This is a genomic window from Nocardia arseniciresistens (genome assembly GCF_046764875.1).
In the GTDB taxonomy this organism is placed as follows: Bacteria; Actinomycetota; Actinomycetes; order Mycobacteriales; family Mycobacteriaceae; genus Nocardia; species Nocardia arseniciresistens.
This window is the reverse complement of the sequence record NZ_JBKORD010000021.1, coordinates 119,786-139,194: the sequence shown is the minus strand read 5'-3', so window position 1 is coordinate 139,194 and position 19,409 is coordinate 119,786. Positions and strand designations below refer to the sequence as shown.

At 65.1% G+C, this 19,409-nt stretch carries 20 protein-coding genes; 13 read left to right on the top strand and 7 right to left on the bottom strand.

Annotated features, from left to right (window positions below; genetic code table 11):
* Positions 1-16 precede the first annotated feature (16 nt).
* From ACLMAJ_RS32610 to ACLMAJ_RS32585, 6 genes are all read left to right on the top strand, one after another.
* On the top strand, positions 17-265 hold the full coding sequence (locus ACLMAJ_RS32610) for a hypothetical protein (protein WP_412017722.1): 249 nt from the start codon (positions 17-19) through the stop codon (positions 263-265).
* Between the two features lie 114 nt (positions 266-379).
* Entirely contained in the window at positions 380-1,549 is a 1,170-nt protein-coding gene (locus tag ACLMAJ_RS32605; RefSeq protein ID WP_412017721.1) for a sugar ABC transporter substrate-binding protein, read from the top strand.
* Between the two features lie 11 nt (positions 1,550-1,560).
* The gene (locus tag ACLMAJ_RS32600; RefSeq protein WP_412017720.1) at positions 1,561-2,334 is read left to right on the top strand and encodes an ATP-binding cassette domain-containing protein; all 774 of its coding nucleotides are present in this window, start codon (positions 1,561-1,563) and stop codon (positions 2,332-2,334) included.
* 17 nt (positions 2,335-2,351) lie between these two features.
* Positions 2,352-3,770, top strand: coding sequence for a sugar ABC transporter permease (locus tag ACLMAJ_RS32595; protein ID WP_412017719.1), 1,419 nt, complete (start codon positions 2,352-2,354; stop codon positions 3,768-3,770).
* A gap of 27 nt (positions 3,771-3,797) precedes the next feature.
* A complete protein-coding gene (locus ACLMAJ_RS32590; protein ID WP_412017718.1) occupies positions 3,798-4,964 on the top strand; it encodes an ROK family protein in 1,167 nt (388 codons plus the stop codon).
* Positions 4,965-5,352: 388 nt separating this feature from the next.
* Positions 5,353-5,736 carry an Rv3235 family protein gene (locus ACLMAJ_RS32585; RefSeq protein ID WP_412017717.1) on the top strand — a complete coding sequence of 128 codons (384 nt, stop codon included), beginning with the start codon at positions 5,353-5,355 and terminating at the stop codon, positions 5,734-5,736.
* 259 nt (positions 5,737-5,995) lie between these two features.
* Here ACLMAJ_RS32585 and ACLMAJ_RS32580 read toward each other — a convergent pair whose 3' ends face one another.
* Positions 5,996-6,481 carry a nuclear transport factor 2 family protein gene (locus tag ACLMAJ_RS32580; RefSeq protein WP_412017716.1) on the bottom strand — a complete coding sequence of 162 codons (486 nt, stop codon included), beginning with the start codon at positions 6,479-6,481 and terminating at the stop codon, positions 5,996-5,998.
* Here ACLMAJ_RS32580 and ACLMAJ_RS32575 point away from each other — a divergent pair.
* Positions 6,480-7,625, top strand: a complete 1,146-nt coding sequence (locus ACLMAJ_RS32575; RefSeq protein ID WP_412017715.1) for a helix-turn-helix domain-containing protein — start codon at positions 6,480-6,482, stop codon at positions 7,623-7,625. The two genes, ACLMAJ_RS32580 and ACLMAJ_RS32575, sit on opposite strands and share 2 nt — an antisense overlap.
* A 15-nt stretch (positions 7,626-7,640) precedes the next feature.
* On the opposite strand, the gene ACLMAJ_RS32570 is transcribed toward ACLMAJ_RS32575, so the two are convergent.
* The 4 genes from ACLMAJ_RS32570 to ACLMAJ_RS32555 all read right to left on the bottom strand — a co-directional run bounded on the left by ACLMAJ_RS32570 (position 7,641) and on the right by ACLMAJ_RS32555 (position 11,403).
* Positions 7,641-8,861: a L,D-transpeptidase gene (locus tag ACLMAJ_RS32570; RefSeq protein ID WP_412017714.1), complete on the bottom strand. Its 1,221-nt coding sequence runs from the start codon at positions 8,859-8,861 to the stop codon at positions 7,641-7,643.
* A 239-nt stretch (positions 8,862-9,100) separates the two neighbouring features.
* Complete coding sequence (locus ACLMAJ_RS32565) at positions 9,101-9,649, bottom strand: YceI family protein (protein WP_412017713.1); 549 nt, start codon at positions 9,647-9,649, stop codon at positions 9,101-9,103.
* Positions 9,650-9,767: 118 nt separating this feature from the next.
* Entirely contained in the window at positions 9,768-10,862 is a 1,095-nt protein-coding gene (locus ACLMAJ_RS32560; protein ID WP_412017712.1) for an LLM class flavin-dependent oxidoreductase, read from the bottom strand.
* Between the two features lie 124 nt (positions 10,863-10,986).
* Positions 10,987-11,403: a nuclear transport factor 2 family protein gene (locus tag ACLMAJ_RS32555; protein WP_412017711.1), complete on the bottom strand. Its 417-nt coding sequence runs from the start codon at positions 11,401-11,403 to the stop codon at positions 10,987-10,989.
* 304 nt (positions 11,404-11,707) lie between these two features.
* On the opposite strand from ACLMAJ_RS32555, the gene ACLMAJ_RS32550 reads away from it, so the two are divergent.
* On the top strand, positions 11,708-12,748 hold the full coding sequence (locus tag ACLMAJ_RS32550) for a serine hydrolase domain-containing protein (protein ID WP_412017710.1): 1,041 nt from the start codon (positions 11,708-11,710) through the stop codon (positions 12,746-12,748).
* A gap of 14 nt (positions 12,749-12,762) precedes the next feature.
* Here the strand turns inward: ACLMAJ_RS32550 and ACLMAJ_RS32545 are convergent, their stop codons facing one another.
* The gene (locus ACLMAJ_RS32545; RefSeq protein WP_412017709.1) at positions 12,763-13,470 is read right to left on the bottom strand and encodes a TetR/AcrR family transcriptional regulator C-terminal domain-containing protein; all 708 of its coding nucleotides are present in this window, start codon (positions 13,468-13,470) and stop codon (positions 12,763-12,765) included.
* Between the two features lie 53 nt (positions 13,471-13,523).
* Between ACLMAJ_RS32545 and ACLMAJ_RS32540 the strand changes: the two genes are divergently transcribed.
* Together ACLMAJ_RS32540 and ACLMAJ_RS32535 are read left to right on the top strand one after the other, a co-directional pair.
* Complete coding sequence (locus tag ACLMAJ_RS32540; protein WP_412017708.1) at positions 13,524-14,981, top strand: MFS transporter; 1,458 nt, start codon at positions 13,524-13,526, stop codon at positions 14,979-14,981.
* Positions 14,982-15,229: 248 nt separating this feature from the next.
* Positions 15,230-16,036: a DUF8020 domain-containing protein gene (locus tag ACLMAJ_RS32535; RefSeq protein WP_412017707.1), complete on the top strand. Its 807-nt coding sequence runs from the start codon at positions 15,230-15,232 to the stop codon at positions 16,034-16,036.
* On the opposite strand, the gene ACLMAJ_RS32530 is transcribed toward ACLMAJ_RS32535, so the two are convergent.
* Positions 16,037-16,609, bottom strand: coding sequence for a TetR/AcrR family transcriptional regulator (locus tag ACLMAJ_RS32530; RefSeq protein WP_412017706.1), 573 nt, complete (start codon positions 16,607-16,609; stop codon positions 16,037-16,039).
* A gap of 66 nt (positions 16,610-16,675) precedes the next feature.
* Between ACLMAJ_RS32530 and ACLMAJ_RS32525 the strand changes: the two genes are divergently transcribed.
* The 3 genes from ACLMAJ_RS32525 to ACLMAJ_RS32515 are packed head-to-tail and all read left to right on the top strand — an operon-like array spanning position 16,676 to position 19,258.
* Positions 16,676-17,524, top strand: a complete 849-nt coding sequence (locus ACLMAJ_RS32525) for an alpha/beta fold hydrolase (protein WP_412017705.1) — start codon at positions 16,676-16,678, stop codon at positions 17,522-17,524.
* Between the two features lie 20 nt (positions 17,525-17,544).
* On the top strand, positions 17,545-18,408 hold the full coding sequence (locus tag ACLMAJ_RS32520) for a Sir2 family NAD-dependent protein deacetylase (RefSeq protein WP_412017704.1): 864 nt from the start codon (positions 17,545-17,547) through the stop codon (positions 18,406-18,408).
* Between the two features lie 10 nt (positions 18,409-18,418).
* Positions 18,419-19,258, top strand: coding sequence for a DUF72 domain-containing protein (locus ACLMAJ_RS32515; RefSeq protein ID WP_412017703.1), 840 nt, complete (start codon positions 18,419-18,421; stop codon positions 19,256-19,258).
* Positions 19,259-19,409: the final 151 nt, after the last annotated feature.

The window sequence follows — 19,409 nt, the reverse complement described above, 5'->3', positions numbered from 1 at the left end:
TCGATGGTGTCGACGAATGAACCTCTGGGTCTGTCGATCTCACTGGGATATTCGTTTCAGCGACCGGCGAAGATTGCGCGCGGCGGTGCGCTGGGGCAACACGGTGTGTCTGCGGCATTCCGCAACGCTGCCCTATCCGATGAAACGGGGGCGCCCCGGCTCGACCGCTGCTGGTAGAACTACGCCGATCGAATATCTCGATCAGGACGAAGGCGTCACCGGCGACACGCCGCCGGCATTCCACTGTTACCGAATCGTGATCTAATCGGCGCCCCAACCGTCACGCTCCGGCATATGTTGTTGCCCACAACATATTAGTTCGACGCTGTGCCGGAGTCCTTCCGACGGGTCGTCGGTTGTTCTAGGAAGGTTCCTCCAGATGCGGGCTAAAAGCCAGGACTTGTTCGGACAAAATGGACACGGATGGGCGCGTGTCGGGATGCGGCGTGGGGCGTTGGCGGTGGGGTTGGTCGGAGTTCTAGCGCTGACTGCCTGCGGTGCGAACTCCTCTCGTGATGACAAAGCAAGCGAGACGAAGACCGCGGGTGGCAAGAACGGCACCATCGGGGTGATCCTTCCGGAAACCGCCACCTCGGCGCGCTGGGAAGGGTTCGACAAGCCGATGCTCGAAAAGGCGTTGAGCGCACAGGGCTTCGATGCCGATGTGCAGAATGCTCAGGGCGAGGTGCAGAAGTTCACGACCTTGGCGGACGGGATGATCGCCAAGGGGGTGAAGGTGTTGATCATCGCGTCGATCAACAGCGAGGTCGGCGGTGCGGTGGCGGCCAAGGCGAAGAAGGCCGGTATTCCGACGATCGACTACGACCGGCTCAATCTCGGCGGGTCGTCGGACTACTACGTCTCGTTCGACAACGTACGGGTCGGGCAGCTGCAAGGCCAGGGGTTGGCCGATGCGCTGAAGGACAAGCGGGGTGGTCAGGTCGTCGAGATCGAGGGGTCGCCGACCGACAACAACGCCACCCTGTTCCACGACGGTCAGCGGAAAGTGCTTCAGCCACTGTATGACTCGGGTGGGCTGAAGCTCGTGCAGAGCCAGCCGATCGACGGGTGGAACAACCAGGAGGGCGGCAGGCTCTTCGAGCAGATCCTGACCACCAATGCGGGCAAGGTCGACGGTGTGGTCGCAGCCAACGACGGCCTGGCCGGTGCGGTGATCACGGTGCTCAAGAAGAACGGGCTCAATGGGAAGGTGCCGGTCACCGGGCAGGACGCGACGGCCGAGGGGCTGAAGGCGATTCTGCGTGGGGACCAGTACATGACCGTGTTCAAGCCGATTCAGCAGGAGGCCGACGCCGTGGCCAAGCTCGCTGTCGCGCTCGCCAATAACGACAAGGCGTCCGCGGATGGGCTCGCCACGAACGTGAGTCAGGATCCCAAAGGTAAGCGGGAGGTGAAATCGGTTCTGCTGGAACCGTTCTTGATCACCCGGCCCGACGTCAAGCGGGTAGTCGCCGAAGGGTATGTCTCGGCGCGGGAGATCTGCGGCGGCGAGCTGGCGGCGGCCTGCACCGAGCTCGGCATCTCCTGAAGGCGCGGACCATGAGTGAGCCGCTTCTTCAGATCACCGGTCTCAACAAAAGTTTCGGACCGGTCCACGTCCTGCACGATGTCGATTTCACGGCACCTGCCGGTGAGGTCACCGCCCTTGTCGGTGACAACGGTGCAGGCAAGTCCACGTTGGTGAAATGCATTGCGGGCATTCACGCTTTCGACTCCGGGACGGTGAAGTACCGGGGTGAGCCGGTGCATATCCGTGGCCCGAAGGACGCGGCGGAGCTCGGAATCGAGGTCGTGTACCAGGATCTCGCGCTTGCCGACAATCTCGACATCGTGCAGAACATGTTCCTCGGGCGGGAGCGCGGGCGTGCCTGGCTGCTGGACGAGGCGAGCATGGAGGAGGCGGCGCGGCAGACGCTGGCATCGCTGTCGGTGCGCACCGTGAAATCGGTGCGCACCCCGGTGTCGTCCCTGTCCGGCGGGCAGCGGCAGACGGTCGCCATCGCGAAGTCGGTGTTGTGGAACAGCAATGTGGTGCTGCTCGACGAGCCGACGGCCGCGCTCGGTGTCGCCCAGACCCGGCAGGTTCTCGACCTCGTCCGGCGGCTGGCCGAAAAGGGTCTCGGCGTGGTGCTGATCAGCCACAACATGGCCGACGTTTTCGAGGTCGCCGACCGTATCTCGGTGCTGTATCTGGGGCGGATGGCCGCCGAGGTGCACACCAAGGATGTCACCCACAGTCAAGTAGTCGAACTGATCACCGCGGGTCGCTCCGGTGATCTGGGGCTGGCTCGACCGGAATCCGCGGTCTTGTGAACGAGAAAGACAACGACATGACCAATACCTCCGCTGTTCCCGCTAAAACGGCGGTGGCCGACTTCGGGATCGACACCACCACACAGTCCACCTCGGATGCGGTTCGCGAGTATCTGGCCAGGCTGCGCGGCGGCGATATCGGTTCGCTGCCCGCGCTGCTCGGACTTGTCGCGCTCGTCATCATGTTTTCGGCGCTGTCGGATGTGTTCTTCTCGCTCAACAACATCGCGAACCTGCTCGCGCAGGGTGCCGGGCAGACGATCATCGCGATCGGCATCGTGTTCGTGCTGCTGATCGGTGAAATCGACCTGTCGGCGGGCACCGCGTCCGGCGTCGCGGGCGCGGTACTGGCCATGCACTACGTCGAGAATGGAAACCTGCTCGCGGGTATGGGTTCGACGGTGTTCATCATCTTCGTCGCGATGCTCATACTGGCGGCGGTCCTCGCCGGGCTACTGCGGATCTGGCCGGGCGTTGCGGTGTCACTGCTCGGGCTCGCGCTGACACTGTCGGGCCTCGAGGCGAATCCATGGATCGAGATGCTGCTCGCGGTCTGCGTCGGCACCGCGATCGGCTGCATCACCGGGTTCCTCATCGCCAAGATCGGCATGCCGTCGTTCGTGGTGACCCTCGCGCTGTTCTTGGCGTGGCAAGGGGTGATTCTGCAATTGATCGGCGAGGGCGGTGTGCTCGGGATCAGCTCCTCGACGGTGCTCGATCAGGTGGCCAACGGCAATTTGTCGACGGTGGGCAGTTGGGCGTTGTTCGTTATCGGGGCAGGCGGATACGCGGCACTCACCATCGGCAGACACATCCTGCGGCTGCGACGCGGTCTGGTCACTCAACCGACACCTCTTGTGGTGGCCAAGGTTTCGGTGCTGACCGTGCTCGCGGCGGTGGCCACCGCCCTGCTCGCGATCAACAGGTCTCGCAATGACGCCATCGAAATCCGTGGTGTGCCTTACGTGGTGCCGATCGTTCTGGTGCTGCTCGTCCTAGGAACCTACGTCCTCAACAGGACGACCTACGGCAGGCACATCTACGCGGTCGGCGGCAATCGCGAAGCGGCGCGTCGAGCGGGCATCGACGTCACCCGGATTCGCGCGAGCGTTTTCGTGGTGTGCTCGTCGTGCGCGGCGATCGGCGCGATCGTCTACTCGTCGAAGGTCGGCTCGGTCGATCCGCAGGCGGGCGGACTCAACACCCTGCTGTTCGCGGTCGGAGCCGCGGTGATCGGCGGTACTTCACTGTTCGGCGGTAAGGGTCGCGTCGCCGACGCGGTGATCGGCGGCACGGTGCTCGCTGTGGTCGCCAATGGCCTCGGTCTGCTCAAGCAACCCGCCGCTGTGGTCGCCATCGTCACCGGACTTGTGCTGTTGCTGGCCGCCACGGTCGACGCGCTGACACGCCGACGCGCGGCCACGACGGAAGGCTGAGCGCGGGGTGATGGTATCCCTGACGGCATGACCAGTCCCGCCGTCGCCCGCCCTGACGAGTTGCGACGAGTCAACCGGGCAATCCTGTTACGCCGGTTGCATGCCGATGGCCCGGCGACCAGGGCGGCGCTGGCAACGGAACTCGGCCTCAACCGTTCCACCATCAAGATGCTGGTGGACGGTCTGGCCGAGACCGGTGTGGTGGAGGAGCGGGTGCCTCGGCTCGCGCGCGGCGCGGGCAGGCCGTCGCTGCTGGTGCTGCCGCAGCCGCAAGCGGTGGTGGTGCTTGCGGTGGACGTGCAGGTGGAGCATGTGGGGATCGCACTGATCGGGCTCGGCGGCCAGATCCTCGGTCGTGACAGCTGGAATCTGCGTGGGCGGCAACGGGAGTCGGACGAGGTGATGACCCACGTCGCGGAATCCGCGGCGCTGCTGGCCAGCGACCTGGGTCTGCGTCCTGTCGCCGGCGGGATCTCGGTGCCGGGGGTGGTGCGACGGTCCGACGGCCACGTGCACGACGCGGCCGATCTCGGGTGGATCGACATCGCGCTCGGCGAGCGGATGAGCACACTGCTCGGGGTGCCTGTTGTCGTCGGCAACGACGCGGAATTCGGTGCGCTTGCCGAACATGTGCGCGGCGTAGGTCGCGGGGTCTCCGACGCGGTATTCGTTTCGGCGGACGTCGGGGTCGGTGGGGGACTTATCGCACAGGGAGCGCTATTGCGCGGTGCGGCTGGGTATCTCGGCGAGATCGGCCACATGACGGTACGGCCGGGCGGGCGAAAGTGCCGCTGTGGCAACGAAGGCTGTTGGGAAACCGAGATCGGCGAGGCGGCACTGACCCGAGCGCTCGGCCTCGCCGCGGACAGCCCACGTGGCGCGCTTGTCGCGGAACTGCGTGAGCTGGAACGTGATTCCGCTGCCGTTCACCGCCTCGACGAGTACATCGACTGGCTCGCACTGGGTTTGGTGAATGTGGTCAACATCCTCGGCCCCGAGCTCGTAGTTCTCGGCGACCTGCTCACCGCACTACCGGACGCGGTCGTGGAGCGGGCCGCCGACCAGGTCCGCCGCCGCAGCATGGTCAGTCGCGCGATCGGCGGCGTCCGAGTCGAAAAGTCCTCCCTTGGAGCCGATCTGAAGCTCCTCGGCGCGGCCGAAGCGGCATTCGAGGGGGTGCTCGGCACCGTCTGACGGCGAAATCCGTAGCGCGTCCGAGCCCTATCCATGGATTCGCACCCGTTGGACGCCTACAGCGCGGATTCGGAGAAGGCGTGCGGATCCACCGACCGGTGGCGAGATGTGCGGGTCAGGTCGAGCCTTCGCCCGAGCGGTCGCTTGGCTTACTGACCTGCACCTTTACTCGGATCGAGATCCGTGCCATGCTATTGCGATTCGGTCGCGGGGGGCGCGGCCAGGGGGCAGGGGTTGTTTGATGGATCGATATCCACAGGCATTGTCGCGTGCGCCGCGGAGTGAGCCGCCTTTGCGGCCGTGCAGGCCATCTCGGCGCGCGACGGAATTCGATGAGTTGCCACCACCTCCGCGCGAGCGAATATGTCATGCGCGCCCGGGTGATCCGGTGGGCGGACGTCGGACCGCGGGCGGAAGATCGGCAGAGGGGCAGGCCGCCCTCGAAGTAGATTCGGCGACAAAGGCATTCGTCGATCGAACGCTGCGGCTCGCGCTCGAGGTGCTCGATCACCGCCGGCCGGTCGTGCAGCTCGCTGCCGTCGCCGAAGTTCCGGTGGTGGCCGCGGTGCGAACTCTGGTGCGAGCCGACCTGGCACCCGGCCGAACGCTGGGCGCTGCGGTCCTGACCCGAGTAGACGTGACCATGGTCGACGCGACCGCCGCGGAGGTGTGTGCCGCATACAATCGCGGTCCACGGCACTTCGCCCTGGCCGCCCGTATCACCCACACTCGCGCGAAGGGCTGGCGCTTGAGCGTGCTGCGATTGTTCTGATCGTGAGTCGATCCCGAGATAGACGCCTCCTGCGGTAGTACTCAGCAAGGGGTTCGTTCGAAAACTCGGTTGGCTGAGGCGGATCCGATGTTGTGGTCGCTCCGCAGCCGACGCTAGCCGCAATTGGAGCCCCGCGCTGTTGAAGAGCGGGACCGAGTCGGGGCCGTGCCGAGAGGTGGATGTGCGGCCGCGGATTTGTCCGGCGGCCGCGTGTCCGATGTGTCGATAGCTCACTTGGTTCCGGCGGTGGCTGCCCGCATTACTCGCGCCAGGAGGTGGCAGAACCGGCTGAAGGGTGCTGCGCGGCGCGTAGGTCGGCCTGCGGATCGCTGCCGTCGAACATCTCCTGACCGCGTCGCGTGTCCATGTATTCGCGCACCCGGTGGATAAGACCGTCCGATAGTTCGAAGATGAAGCAGTAGTCGTTGTCGTAGTGCCGTCCATTCATCAAAGTCGCTCGCATACGGGTCTCCACTATGACTGTGGTGGCGTCGGCGGTGATCGATGTGAAGTCCACTTTTCGGTCGGCCGCGAAGACCGAAGGGTATTCGGTGGACAGGAAGTACACGACGCGGTCGCGGCCGATCAGGTGATGGGTGCCGTCGAGTGCACGGGCGGTGGCGTTGTTCGGTGGGGCCAACCATTCGGTGTCGGGGGTGAATACCGCGGCGATCCGCTCTGGGTCCTGGGTGGCGAATTCGCGCCAGGCCCGCAGGACCAGCTCTTTGCTCGTGATTGCGTCCATGCGGCCAATCGTGGGGTGGGCGCGGCCGCCGATCTCGCCATATTCGGACACGATGGCAGGGCTGTCCGAATATGTCTGGTCGGTCGGACCGCGCCGGGAGCAGACTTCGGAGATGGGAGCGTTTCAGGCCGTTGTCACGACAGGCATCTATTGCCTGCCGCCGTGTCCTGGACGCCCGCTGTCCTCGAACGTCCGGTCCTTCGCCTCGCAGGCCGGCGCCGAGGCGGCGGGGTTTCGCGCGTGCCATCGATGCAGGCCCTATCGTGCCGGGCGCACACCAACGAGCACATCCGAATTGGTGTGTCGCGCTGTCGATCTCATTGCCGAGGGCGCGCTCGACGTGGGCAACGAGTCGGCGCTCGCGGCTCGGCTCGCGGTGTCGGAGCGGCATCTGCGCCGGATGTTCCACGAACACCTCGGCGCGACACCCGATCAGCTGGCGCGATCCCGGCGGGCCCATTTCGCTCGGCGACTACTGGACGACACCGACCTTTCGATCACCGATATCGCCTTCGCCGCCGGATTCGGCAGCCTCCGCCAGTTCAATCGAGTCATGACCGCCACCTTCCGATCCGCACCGTACGAACTGCGCCGACGCCGCCGCCGCGCGGATCGCCTCGTCGTCGACGGCGGCCTCGCCCTGCGTGTGCCGCTGACCGAGCCCATAGACCTCGACCGACGACTCGCGCACCTTGCCCGCGCCGCGATCCACGGCGTCGAGAACGTCACGCCGACGCTCTACCGCAGGACGGTGACTGTCGACGGTGATCCAGGAGTGATCGAGATCAGCGCGGACGGACCCACCGATGCGCGCCTGATCGCCCATCTGCCTCGCATCGAAGGACTCATCCACCTGGTCGACCGAGTACAGCGATTCCTCGGTGGACGCGGTTGGGATCCGTTCGAGGACGGTGTCCGGGCCATCGTGTCCGACCGCCTCGGCGCGGCAGTGGCTCCCGCCGTCCTCGGCGACATCGTCACCGACTACGGCGCACCGATCGCCGGGCTGCGACAGTTCGGGCTCGGCCACCTCTTCCCGACCCCGGCTGCGCTGGCATCCTTCCGTGGTGCCAGCGTCGATGACGGTTGCGCTCGGGCTATTCGCGACTACAGCTCACAATCCGGTTCCGATCGGCCTCGGTGACCCGAACGGCGGATATCAGCGCAGCGCGCTGCCCTCTTGCCACTGATCCCACGGCAGACCCCAGTCGCCGTTCTGCCAGACCTCGAGCGGGGCGCCGCCGGTATTGCGGACCTCGACGATGTCGCCCTGCTGGGCGAAGCCGAAGAACCACTGAGCGTTCGCGGGGCTGAGGTTGAGGCAGCCGTGCGAGGTGTTCGTATTGCCCTGAGCCCATACGCTCGACGCCAGCTCGTGCAAGTAGATGCCGTCGGTGCTGATCTTGGTCGCCCAGTTGATGGACTCTTTGTAGCCGAGCCGGGAGTTGACGGGCAGCCCGAAGGTCGAGGAGTCCATGATCACCGGGTTGGCTTTGGACATGACGGTGTAGACGCCGGGCTGGGTCCAGAAGGTGATCGTCTTTCCGCCGACGACCTCGCTACCGCCCATACCCATCGAGGTGGGCATGCTGCGGATCAGGTTGCCGTTTTCGAAGACCTGAACCTGTTTGGTGTTGTCGTCGGCGATCGAAACGTGCGACGGGCCGATGGTGAAGGTGGTCTTGCTGTCCTCCTGGCCGAACAGCCCCTTGCCGAGCTCGGCGCCGAAGATGTTCGCGGCGACACCGACTTTGGTCCCCGGCGCGTAGTACTGCTGCGGACGCCAGTGCGCGTTGCGGTCGTCGACCCAATACCACGAGCCCTCGACGGCCGGGGTCGTCGTGACAACCAAGCGTTTCTCCGCGGCGGCACGGTCGGGGATGTCCTCGTCGAAGTGCGCGACGATCACGGTGCCGACGCCGAAGGTGCCGCCGTCGGTCAACGGGGTGGTTGCGGTGGTGGTCAGATAGGCCTTGGTCTGGTTGTGCGGGGTCAACGTTGAGAACGTCGCGGTTGTCGGACCGACGCGGCCGGTGATCGTGAGCGCCTCGGCGGTCACCGTGTAGGTGTGGCCGTAGCCGAGCGGCTCGGCGGGTTTCCAGGCCGTCTGATCGGGGGTCAGGATTCCCTCGACGGACTTGCCCTGCTCGTTGGTCATGATCACCGAGGTCAGTTGACCGTCACCCGCACTGACCCGGACCGGGCCGAGCGGGTCGACCTTGCTCTCACCGTCGCCCGGGCTGACGGTGATGGCGGCGGGCGGCGGGTCGGCGGGACCCGTCGCCTGCTGCGAGGTAGACGAAGAACACGCGGCAACGACCAGAGCTGTCACCAGCACAACACTTGCGGCGACACTCGATCGGAAGCGGCGACTCGACATGGATCTCCTATGTTTCGCCGTGCGTTCCAGCGGCGCACCATCTAGTTGTTACTGTCCCGCCCCGCAGTTAGTTTACCGGCCGTTGAGGACTGCTTTTGCCGATAAGGATCGACGGTGAGTTGGTTCACACAGAGCACACGCTACCGATCCGCCAGCACGCCAATCGGCGCCGAGCTCCACGGGTGGGGCTCGGCGCCGATTCGGAAGCCGTTGCAGCGGCTTCGTTTTCGAGAACGCGATCAGCTCTGCAGGCCGACCTCGATCTCGAGGGTGAGGGTGATCTTGTCGCCGATCACGGCGCCGCCGTCGGGCAGCGGCATATCGATGGTGATACCGAAGTCGCGGCGGTTGATGACGGTCTTGGCTTCGAAGCCCGCGACAGGGCCGTTGCCCATGCCCGGGTTGACGCCGAGGAATTCGACATCGAGGGTGACCGGCTTGGTGACGCCGCGGATGGTGAAGTTGCCGTCCACCACGAAATCGTCACCGTTGACGCGGAAGCCGGTCGAGGAGAACGTGGCGACGGGGAAGTCCTCCGCGTGGAAGAAGTCCGCGGTGCGCAGGTGCCCGTCGCGCTGCTCGTTGTCGGTGGTCACCGAGGCGACGCGGATCTCGGCGTCGGCCTGTGCGGTGCCGTCCTCATTGATGACCAGCTTGCCGGAGAAATCGGCGAAACGGCCGCGGATCTTGCTCACCATCAGGTGGCGAACAGAGAACCCGAGGGTGGAGTGGGCGGCGTCGATGGCCCAGGTGCCTGTGGTCAGTGCATTGACGGTGTTTGTCGACATGATCTCTCCTCGTGTAGTTGATAGTTCAATTAATGCGGTGTGTCAACGGGTCCAGCGGTTGACGCTGGAAGATCGGTGCGCCATTGCACCGGTGGTCAGCTCGCGGCGCCTCCGCGAATCACTTCGGGACCTCCATGGCCGTGTGGCGGGCGGCGACGAGATCGGCGTGGGTCGGTGCCGAGGGAACGTGGTCGGGGCGCAGCGCGGCGAATTCCTTGCGCAGCACAGGGACCACTTCCTCGCCGAGCAGGTCCAGTTGCTCCAGTACGGTGGCCAAGGGGAGACCCGCGTGGTCCATGAGGAACAGCTGTCGCTGGTAGTCACCGAAGGTTTCGCGGAAGTTCAACGTCTTGTCGATGACCTGCTGTGGGCTGCCCACGGTCAGCGGCGTCTGCTCGGTGAAGTCCTCCAGCGAGGGGCCGTGCCCGTAGACGGGAGCGTTGTCGAAGTACGGCCGGAACTCGCGCACCGCGTCCTGAGAGTTCTTGCGCATGAACACCTGTCCGCCGAGGCCGACGATCGCCTGGTCCGCGGAGCCGTGACCGTAGTGCTCGAAGCGTCGCCGGTACAGCTCGATCAGCCGCTGGAAGTGCTCCTTTGGCCAGAAAATATTGTTGGCGAAGAACCCGTCGCCGTAATAGGCGGCCTGCTCGGCGATTTCGGGGCTGCGAATCGACCCGTGCCACACGAACGGCGGTACACCGTCGAGCGGGCGGGGTGTCGAGGTGAACGACTGCAACGGCGTACGGAACCTGCCCTCCCAATCGACCACGTCCTCGCGCCAAAGCCGGTGCAGCAGATGGTAATTCTCGGTGGCGAGCGGAATGCCTTCGCGAATGTCCTTGCCGAACCAGGGGTAGACCGGCCCGGTGTTGCCGCGTCCGAGCATCAGGTCGACCCTGCCGTCGGCAAGGTGCTGCAACATGGCGAAGTCCTCGGCGATTTTCACCGGATCGTTGGTGGTGATCAGCGTGGTTGCGGTGGACAGTTGCAGCCGCTCGGTCCGAGCGGCGATATAGCCGAGCATCGTGGTGGGAGAAGAGGGCACGAATGGCGGGTTGTGGTGCTCACCGGTGGCGAACACGTCGAGGCCGACCTCTTCGGCCTTGCGTGCGATCGTCACCATCGCCTTGATGCGCTCATGCTCGGTCGGCGTCCGACCGGTGGTCGGGTCGGTGGTCACGTCCCCGACCGTGAAGATTCCGAACTGCACGACACCTCCTCGATCCAAGTCTTACATCCATTTGGTGGATGTGGCAACCAATGGAACAGGTGTCGTACGCCGGGTATTCCATCGCACGGAAATGCGACCCACGCCACAAGCGCGGAATTCTGACTCAGGCGCCCGCGGCCTCTCGCTGGATCTGCTCGGTGGCCTCCTGCTGGATCCGGGCGAATTGGGCGCTCATGGCCGCGGCGAGCGCATTCGCCCCGGACAGCGGGCGGATCATGACCATGAGGTCGTCGATCTTGCCGTCGGCGTCCACGTGGATGAAGTCGCAGCCGGTGAGTTGCTTGCCGTCGATCTTCGCTTCGAACACCAACGCATGGTCGAGTCCATTGCTGTCGGTGATCTCGCGGACGTAGTGGAAGTCCTCGAAAACCCGCAACACGCCGCGGATGATGGCGGCGGTGATGGCCTTGCCTGGATAAGGCTTGAACGCTACGGGGCTGGTGAAGACCACATTGTCGGCCAGAAGGGCTTCGATGGCCGCCGCGTCACCAGCTTCGACGGCTTTCCGGAACGAGTGCATGGCCCAACGCTATCGAGGTGTCGCGCGCCTTCGCCATCGATCCACCGAAACCGGCCGCTCTTCGCTGAGAACGAGGCGTCGGTCGTTGCATATCGGCGTCGGTTCGAACCAAAGCAGTTCCGTGTGGGTATGCCCGTGCGCACTACTTGGATTCGAGCCTCGAATGATCGCCTATGGGACGGTCACGGGCAGAGCAGAATGAGGCCCGATGAGACGGTTTGCCCTGACGGCGTTCTCGGTCGTCGCAGTTTTGGTTTCGCCACTGGCTCCAACAGCGTCGAGCGCCGATTCGGAACCTGCGCCGATGCGTACCGAGGGGATGCGGGCAGGTCTGGACGGGCTGGTCCGAGACTCGTTGGTTCCCGGTGCGCAGTTGGTGCTCACCGAGAACGGCATCGACACCCAGGTCAACAGCGGTGTCGGCGATAGGTCGACCGGCGCGGCCTTCCCCGATGACGCGCAGGTGCGGATCGCCAGCAATACGAAGACATTCGTCGCGACGGTCGTGCTGCAACTGGTAGCCGAACATCGCGTGGAACTCGACGCGCCACTGGATCGGTATCTCCCGGGTCAGGTCTTCGGTCCCGGTGGTGACGGCGCCGTGATCACGGTCCGAAATCTATTGCAGCACACCAGCGGCATCCCCGACTACCTCAACTACGTGGACCTCGAGTCCGTCGACTCCCTACGCCGGCCCCGTCCGGCCGACGAGCTGATCCGGATCGGTCTCGACCGGCCGTCGGAATTCGCACCCGGCTCGGACTTCAGCTACTCCAACACCAATTATCTGTTGGCGGGCAAGCTGATCGAGCAGGTCACGGGTTCCCCGATCGGGATCGAAGTTACCCGCCGAATCCTGGTGCCGCTCGGGCTCCGCGATACCTACTGGCCCTTGTTCCCCGCGGAGAACGTGATTCGGAAACCGCATCCACACGGGTATCACAGCTTCGGCGGCACCCTCGTCGACATCACCGATATCGACCCCGGCTGGGGCCTGTCCGACGGCGCCCTGGTGTCCACCGGTGCCGACTTGAACCAGTTTTTCATGGCCTTGCTGTCCGGACGACTGCTGCCACCCGCCGAGCAGGCCGAGCTGCTGCACACGGTCGCGACCAACGATCCGCGCCGACCCGACGAGGTCGGTCTCGGCCTGTTCCGTCGCGTCAACAGCTGCGGTATGGAGACCTGGAGTCATGGCGGCGCTATGAACGGTTTCCTCGTCTTCGGTGCCGCGACCGCCGACCGCGCGGTGACGGTCAGTACGAACCAGCTCACCGTCTTACTCGGGTTGGGCGTATTCCAGGCCGAGATGAACGAACTCGTCGATATCGCCCTCTGCGGCTAGCTCGACGGCTCGTCTCATGGCTTCGGTGAGGTGCGCAGCCGCGCTTCGAGGCCGTCCATCACACAAAGCAGGCCGAAGTCGAAGGCCATGGCGTGGGCGACGCCGGGATCGGTCGGGATCGTGTTGCGATAGTCCTCCATCATCTCGGGGTAATCGCGGCCGACCTGATCCATCATGGCCATCACCCGCTCGGAGTCGGACTCGCGGTCGAAGGCCTCGGCCGCCGTGGTCTGCGGAATGACCTGTCCGATCACGTAACTCATCACCGTGCTGGTCGCGAGATGGGTGTCGAGGCCGGTGAAGCCTGCGCGGATGAAGGTGCGGCGCAGTCGGTCGCCCATCCTGAACGAGTTCGGGCCGATGCTCGGCATCTGGACCGCCATCGGCGGTACCCACGGGTGAGCGAGCATGGTGGCGCGCAGGCTGTAGGAGAAGGTCGTTACTACTTCGCGCCACGAGGCTTCGTCGGGCTCCGGGGTGTCCACCATGCCCCAGATCTCGTCGAGGACCAGTTCCAGCAGTTCGTCCTTGTTCGCGACGTGCCAGTAGAGGCTGGTCGCGCCGGCGTCGAGTTTGGCGCCGAGTTTGCGCATGCTCAATGACTCCATCCCCTCGGCGTCGAGTAGTTCCAACGCGGCGGAGACGATCTGATCGCGGCGCAGCCCGGCCGTCTTCGGGTGGCGGGGTTCGCGGGTCCACACCGAGGTGAACTGCTTGGTCATAGGCTCAGTTTAATTCCCTCGCACACCGTTCGATTCTATCGTACGGTGTGCGAGTGGAACCGAACGTTGTACGCGACCCTCGCCGTTGGTGGATCCTGGGGGTCCTCTGTCTGTCCTTGCTGGTGCTGATGATCGACGGCACCGTGCTCAATATCGCTATCCCGTCACTCATCCGCGAACTCGGCGCCTCACCGTCGGACGTGCAGTGGATCCTTGACGCCTATGTCCTCGTCTTCGCCGGTTTGCTGCTCACCTCGGGCAGCCTTTCCGACCGGTTCGGCAGGCGCCGAATGCTGATCATCGGTCTCGCGGTGTTCGGCGCGGCCTCCCTGTTCGCCGTGCTGGCCTCCGAGCCGTGGCAGGTTGTCGCGGCGCGTGCGGCGATGGGTGTCGGCGGCTCGCTGCTGATGCCGTCGACGCTTTCCATCCTGATGACGACCTTCGCCGAAGACGAGCGGCGCAAGGCGATGGCCGCGTGGTCCACCGTCTCGATGGTCGGCATCGTGCTCGGCCCGACACTGGGTGGCTTTCTGCTGCAACACTATTGGTGGGGCTCGGTGTTCCTGCTCAATATCCCGGTCGCGGCACTGGCGATCGTCGCCGCGATGGTGCTGATGCCCGAATCCAAGGGGGAACAGCGCCCTGTCGACCTGGTCGGTGTGGTGCTTTCGGTCACCGCGCTCGGCTCGACGGTCTACGTGATCATCGAGCGTGAGTGGAACATCGGAATGATCGTGCTCGCGATCGCGTCGTTCATCGCGTTCGCCGTCTGGGAGAGCCGATCCGAACACCCGATGCTGCCGCTGGCGGTCTTCCGTAATCGCGACTTCACCGGTACCGCGCTCACCCTGTTGCTGATGGTGTTCGGCATGGGCGCGCTGATGCTGATGCTCACCCAGTACCTGCAGTTCGTGCTCGGCTACGGGCCGATGAAGGCGGGTCTGGCGCTGCTGCCGTACGCCATGGCCGCGGCGGTCTTCAACGGTCTCGGCGCGACGCTGGGGCAGAAGCTGAGCAACAAGACGCTCATCGTCTCCGGTCTGCTGGTCATGGGTGCGGCTTTCGGCATCCTGGCGCTGGGCGCCGGGTACTTCGCCGTCCTCGCCAGCATGTTGGTGATGGGTATCGGCGGCGGCCTCGCCGGTCCTGCCGCATACGCCGCCATCATGAGCGCCATCCCGCTCGAGCACGCCGGCGTCGGCTCGGCCATGAACGACACTCTGCAACAGGTCGGCATGGCGATCAGTATCGCGATCCTCGGCAGCGTTCTCGCGGGCGTGTTCACCTCGAACATGCCTGCCGATGCTCCCGACGCCGCGCGTGAATCCATCGGCGCCGCTTTCCAACTCGGCTATACCGAACCGGCGAAGACGGCGTTCGCGACCGCCATGTCCACCGGCGCGTGGATCAGCGCGGGCTTCAGCGTCGCCGCCGCACTGCTCGGTCTGGTGCTGCTGCGGTCGCGCACGGCGAAGCCGGCGGAGAAGTCGCAGACGGCCACGATCGCGTAAGACGGTGCGACGGCCAGTGTTGTTGTTCGACGAATGGCACTGGCCGACACCGGGAATCGATATGCTGCCACAGCGTTCTCTGGGGAATAGCCACTCGCATCTCGGTGGCCGCTCGGCTATGCTCCCTCTGCCTCCTCGTTGTGCGTATCGGCATAGTTGTTCGGGGAGTATCGCGTGTGCGGAACAGTTTCGAGCGTCGATGTGCGGACACGGCAGACAAATTGCCCTGATGACGAAATGGAATACGAATGAGGCTTTGCGACAGCACTGCGGCAGCCGTTCTCTTCATCGGCGCCGTCACCCTAGGCACCGGCGTCGTCCACGCCGAACCCGCCGCGCAACCCACCCAACCAGACATCGCCTACTCGGTGAAACTGGTGGACAAGGCCGTCGTCACCACCGTGAAGGGCGGCACCTTCGAGCTGTCCAAGGCGCTGGCCGGGGTGCTTGCCGCAGGCGGCGACGGCCGATTGGTCGAGCGGGACGGCCAACTCGTCGACTCTGCGGGCAAGGCCGCCGACGTCGCCGATGTGGTCGATGTGGTCGATCTCGAGGACACCGCCGGCCGCACTGTGCTGACATTGCCGCTCGACTTCCGCATCGCCGCGACCGGAATTCCGGTCGCACCGGCCGTGCGGAAAGACGGCACGGTGCTGGAGTTGACGCCGCAGAAGCCGCAGGGGCTCGCCATCACTCAGCCGGTGGCCGCCAAGCCGGTGGCGTCCATGATCGAGGACGAGCGTGCCAGGAATCAATTCGCCAGCCAGTTCGGGCTTGCCACCGCGATCGGCGGTTTCGTCGGCACCGCCGTCGGGGCGACCATCGGTTGTGTGATCACCATTGTCGCGGGCTGCATCGGCGGGTTCCTCACCGGTGCGGGCATCGGCGGAATCATCGGAACCATCATCGTCGGTGGTCCGGTCTTGATTGCCGCAGGTGTGGATCTCGTCAGCACGATGATGGCCGCGGAAGGCACGACCCATTGGGCGGACAAGCCGAAGCAGGTCCAGCCGCTGCCGACTCAGGCGGTGCAGACCCCTGAGCAGCCGCGCTAGCTATACCGTGCTGTTCACCAGCTGAAATGCCACGGCCGCCCCTGCCGCGCGCAGGGGCTCGGTCGAGCGCAGGGTGCGGCTGAGGATGAAGGCGCCTTCCAGCGCGCTCAGGAATGTCAGCGTGAACCGCCGCGCCTGGCCGGCCGCCAAGCCGCGGTGCACGAAGTACTCGGTTCCCTGAACGATCCACGAGTCGAGGATCTCGGCGGCCACCGTACGCAGCGCGGGCTCGCTGTCCGCGATTTCGCCCGCGACCGTGACGACAGGGCACATATTGATCCAACCGGCCTGTTCCATCTGCTCCGCGGCATCGGCGAAGGCGGCCGACACCGCCTCGCGCAGATCGTCGTGCGGATCCATCAGCAACGGCAGCAGCTGGATATAGGCCGCGCCCGCAGCTCGTAGCGCTTCGGCGGCGATCTGCTGTTTGCCCTGTGGGAAATGGTGATAGAGCGAACCCATCGGTGCCTTCGCCAGCTCGCTCACCTGCTTCACGGTGGTCGCGCCGTATCCCTGCGTGCGCATCAGCTCCGCCATCGCCGTGCATATCCGTTCCTTGGTGCTGGTTGACATCGTCTCGGCCACCCCGTAAGACTAGAGCAAATGCTCTAGAGCGATCACTCCAGCGGAGGTGCGGGTATGCCGGAAGTCGATATTGCCGCCGGTCGGATCCACTATGTCGAGCGTGGCGAAGGCCCGCCGGTGGTGCTTCTGCACGGCCTTTTGATGAACCACACCGTGTGGGACGAAGTGATCGACCTGCTGCCGAGCGGATTTCGCTACGTGCTGCCCGATCTGCCACTCGGAGCCCATGCGACCCCGATGAACCCTGACACCGACCTCTCCCTGCGTGGACTGAATCAGATCATCGCCGACTTCCTGGACGCGCTCGAGCTGAGCGAAGTGACACTGGTGCACAGTGATTGGGGCGGAGGACTGTTCCTCACCGCATACGGTCTCGATCAGCGCGTCGGCAGACTGATCGCGCTGCCATGCGAGGCATTCGACAATTTCCCGCCGGGACTGCCGGGAAAGATGGTCGCCATCGCGGCGGCGATACCCGGCGGGATCGCACTTGCGATGCGGCAGTTGCGGATCCGATTTCTGCGCAACTCGCCGCTGCTGATGGGGCAGATGGCTCGTAAGCCGCTGCCCGACGATCTGGTGCACGGTTGGACCGAACCCGCGCTTCGCGACAAGGCGATTCGGCGAGACCTGCTGAAATACGTCGAGTCGGACTTCCACGCGCCGGAGCTGATCGCCAATACCGAGGCGTTGCGGCACTTTTCCGGACACGCGCTGGTGCTGTGGTCTTCGGCCGGAAAGGTGATGCCGAAGGAACACGGCCCTCGCCTCGCGCAGCTGCTGCCCAAGGGCAGGCTCGTGGAGATCGAGGACGCCTACGTCCTGTCGATGCTCGATCGGCCGGAAGCCGTGGGCGCGGCGATGGCGGCATTTCTGACCAACCAGCGGACCGACGCGGTCTGAGCCGCCGTACCCTGGCTTTCATGTCGGTGATCTCGCAACCCCGCATCGACGCGGACTTCGACCGGCTGCTCGAGCTGCTGATCGGCCGCAGGGTGGCGGTGTTGACAGGTGCCGGGGTCTCGACCGACAGCGGCATTCCTGACTACCGCGGCCCCACCTCACCGGCCCGCAATCCCATGACCTACCAGCAGTTCGTCGGTGATCCGGTGTTCCGGCAGCGGTATTGGGCGCGCAATCACATCGGCTGGCGCGCGATGGATGCCTCCCGTCCCAATGCGGGGCATCGCGCGCTGGCCCGGCTGGAGACCCTCGGCATCGTCACCGGGTTGATCACCCAGAATGTCGATCTGCTGCACACCAAGGCGGGCCACCGTCGAGTGATCGACCTGCACGGCACCTATGCGCGCGTGCGCTGTCTCGGCTGCGCGGCCCTCATCTCCCGTATGAGGCTCGCCGAGCGACTGGAAGCCGCGAATCTGGGGTTCGCTGCCGATGCGAAGGCCAGTGGTGTCGAGGTCGCGCCCGACGCCGACGCGGTGATCACCGATACCGACAACTTCCGCATGGTCGACTGCGAACGCTGCGGCGGCATGCTCAAACCCGACATCGTGTACTTCGGCGAAAACGTACCGAGGGACCGTGTCGCGGCGGCCTTCGACCTCGTCGACGACGCCGAGGTTCTGCTGGTCGCGGGTTCCTCGCTCACTGTCATGTCCGGCCTGCGCTTCGTACGCCACGCATCGAAACACGCACGGTCCGTTGTGATCATCAATCGAGGTAAGACCAGGGGCGACGAGTTCGCCGCGCTCACCATCGATGCGGGATGCTCCGCCACGCTGACCAGGCTGACGGACACGTTGGCCGCTGTCGGTGGCCTGGGTTAGCGTCGAAGGCATGCGGCTTCACGTGGGATGTGCGATGTGGACGCACGCCGCTTGGCAGGATCGGCAGCCGGTCGCAGGACAGAAATTGCGCTCGTACGCGCAGTGGTGCAACGCGGTGGAGGGCAACACCACGTTCTATGCGACGCCGCAGCGGCGGACGGTGGCGGCGTGGGCCGAGCAGATCGGCCCCGACTTTCGGTTCGTGGTCAAATTGCCGAAGACGGTCACCCACGAACACCGGCTGGCCGGTGTCGATCAGCAGATGCGCACCTATCTGGACGCTATCGAGCCGCTCGGGCCGAGCGCACACGCACTGTGGGTGCAGCTGCCAGGTTCTTTCGGCCCGACCGATCTCGGGGCGCTCGCGGTATTCCTGCGCAGGCTCCCGAAGTCGTATCGGTCCGCCGTCGAGGTCCGGCATCCGGCGTTCTTCGAGAACAGCTCGGCCGCAAGGCAACTGGAGAGCGTGCTCGCCCGCGTCGACGCGGAGTGGATACCGTTCGACACGACGATACTTTTCGACGGCCCCTCGACCAGCCCCGCCGAATACGAGGCGCGGTCGAAGAAGCCACGTCTCCCGCGCCGCATGCGCGCACTCACCGAATTCCCGATCGTTCGATACCACGGCCGTGATGCGTCGCAACGCACGATCGAAGGCTGGCAGCCATGGCTCGATACGGTCGCCGAATGGTTGCGCGAGGGTCGATCACCGACGGTCTTCATTCATACCCCCGACAACGCGAGCTCTTTGGACCTCGCCCGCCGGTTCTACGACGAGGCCAGGGGCAGGCTCCCGCAATTGGAACCATTGCCCGAGCCGCAGCCGACCGAACCGATGACCCTGTTCTGACGGCGATTCTGTCAGCCTTCGTTGAAAGCGATCCGAGCCGTGTCTGCTGAGGTAGCGCACGATCTCGGCAGGCGACGGAATCTCGCACAGCCCGCGCTGGTCGAGCTCGGTGGTCGCGGTAGGCGAACGCCGGTGGCACGATCGTCGGCAC

What these genes read in the sequence shown, in the direction of transcription:
- ACLMAJ_RS32610 (WP_412017722.1), top strand. Translation starts at nt 17, where the DNA reads ATGAACCTCTGGGTCTGTCGATCTCACTGGGATATTCGTTTCAGCGAC.
- ACLMAJ_RS32605 (WP_412017721.1), top strand. Translation starts at nt 380, where the DNA reads ATGCGGGCTAAAAGCCAGGACTTGTTCGGACAAAATGGACACGGATGG.
- ACLMAJ_RS32600 (WP_412017720.1), top strand. Translation starts at nt 1,561, where the DNA reads ATGAGTGAGCCGCTTCTTCAGATCACCGGTCTCAACAAAAGTTTCGGA.
- ACLMAJ_RS32595 (WP_412017719.1), top strand. Translation starts at nt 2,352, where the DNA reads ATGACCAATACCTCCGCTGTTCCCGCTAAAACGGCGGTGGCCGACTTC.
- ACLMAJ_RS32590 (WP_412017718.1), top strand. Translation starts at nt 3,798, where the DNA reads ATGACCAGTCCCGCCGTCGCCCGCCCTGACGAGTTGCGACGAGTCAAC.
- ACLMAJ_RS32575 (WP_412017715.1), top strand. Translation starts at nt 6,480, where the DNA reads ATGCGGCCAATCGTGGGGTGGGCGCGGCCGCCGATCTCGCCATATTCG.
- ACLMAJ_RS32580 (WP_412017716.1), bottom strand. Translation starts at nt 6,481, where the DNA reads ATGGACGCAATCACGAGCAAAGAGCTGGTCCTGCGGGCCTGGCGCGAA.
- ACLMAJ_RS32570 (WP_412017714.1), bottom strand. Translation starts at nt 8,861, where the DNA reads ATGTCGAGTCGCCGCTTCCGATCGAGTGTCGCCGCAAGTGTTGTGCTG.
- ACLMAJ_RS32565 (WP_412017713.1), bottom strand. Translation starts at nt 9,649, where the DNA reads ATGTCGACAAACACCGTCAATGCACTGACCACAGGCACCTGGGCCATC.
- ACLMAJ_RS32555 (WP_412017711.1), bottom strand. Translation starts at nt 11,403, where the DNA reads ATGCACTCGTTCCGGAAAGCCGTCGAAGCTGGTGACGCGGCGGCCATC.
- ACLMAJ_RS32550 (WP_412017710.1), top strand. Translation starts at nt 11,708, where the DNA reads ATGCGTACCGAGGGGATGCGGGCAGGTCTGGACGGGCTGGTCCGAGAC.
- ACLMAJ_RS32545 (WP_412017709.1), bottom strand. Translation starts at nt 13,470, where the DNA reads ATGACCAAGCAGTTCACCTCGGTGTGGACCCGCGAACCCCGCCACCCG.
- ACLMAJ_RS32535 (WP_412017707.1), top strand. Translation starts at nt 15,230, where the DNA reads ATGAGGCTTTGCGACAGCACTGCGGCAGCCGTTCTCTTCATCGGCGCC.
- ACLMAJ_RS32530 (WP_412017706.1), bottom strand. Translation starts at nt 16,609, where the DNA reads ATGTCAACCAGCACCAAGGAACGGATATGCACGGCGATGGCGGAGCTG.
- ACLMAJ_RS32525 (WP_412017705.1), top strand. Translation starts at nt 16,676, where the DNA reads ATGCCGGAAGTCGATATTGCCGCCGGTCGGATCCACTATGTCGAGCGT.
- ACLMAJ_RS32520 (WP_412017704.1), top strand. Translation starts at nt 17,545, where the DNA reads ATGTCGGTGATCTCGCAACCCCGCATCGACGCGGACTTCGACCGGCTG.
- ACLMAJ_RS32515 (WP_412017703.1), top strand. Translation starts at nt 18,419, where the DNA reads ATGCGGCTTCACGTGGGATGTGCGATGTGGACGCACGCCGCTTGGCAG.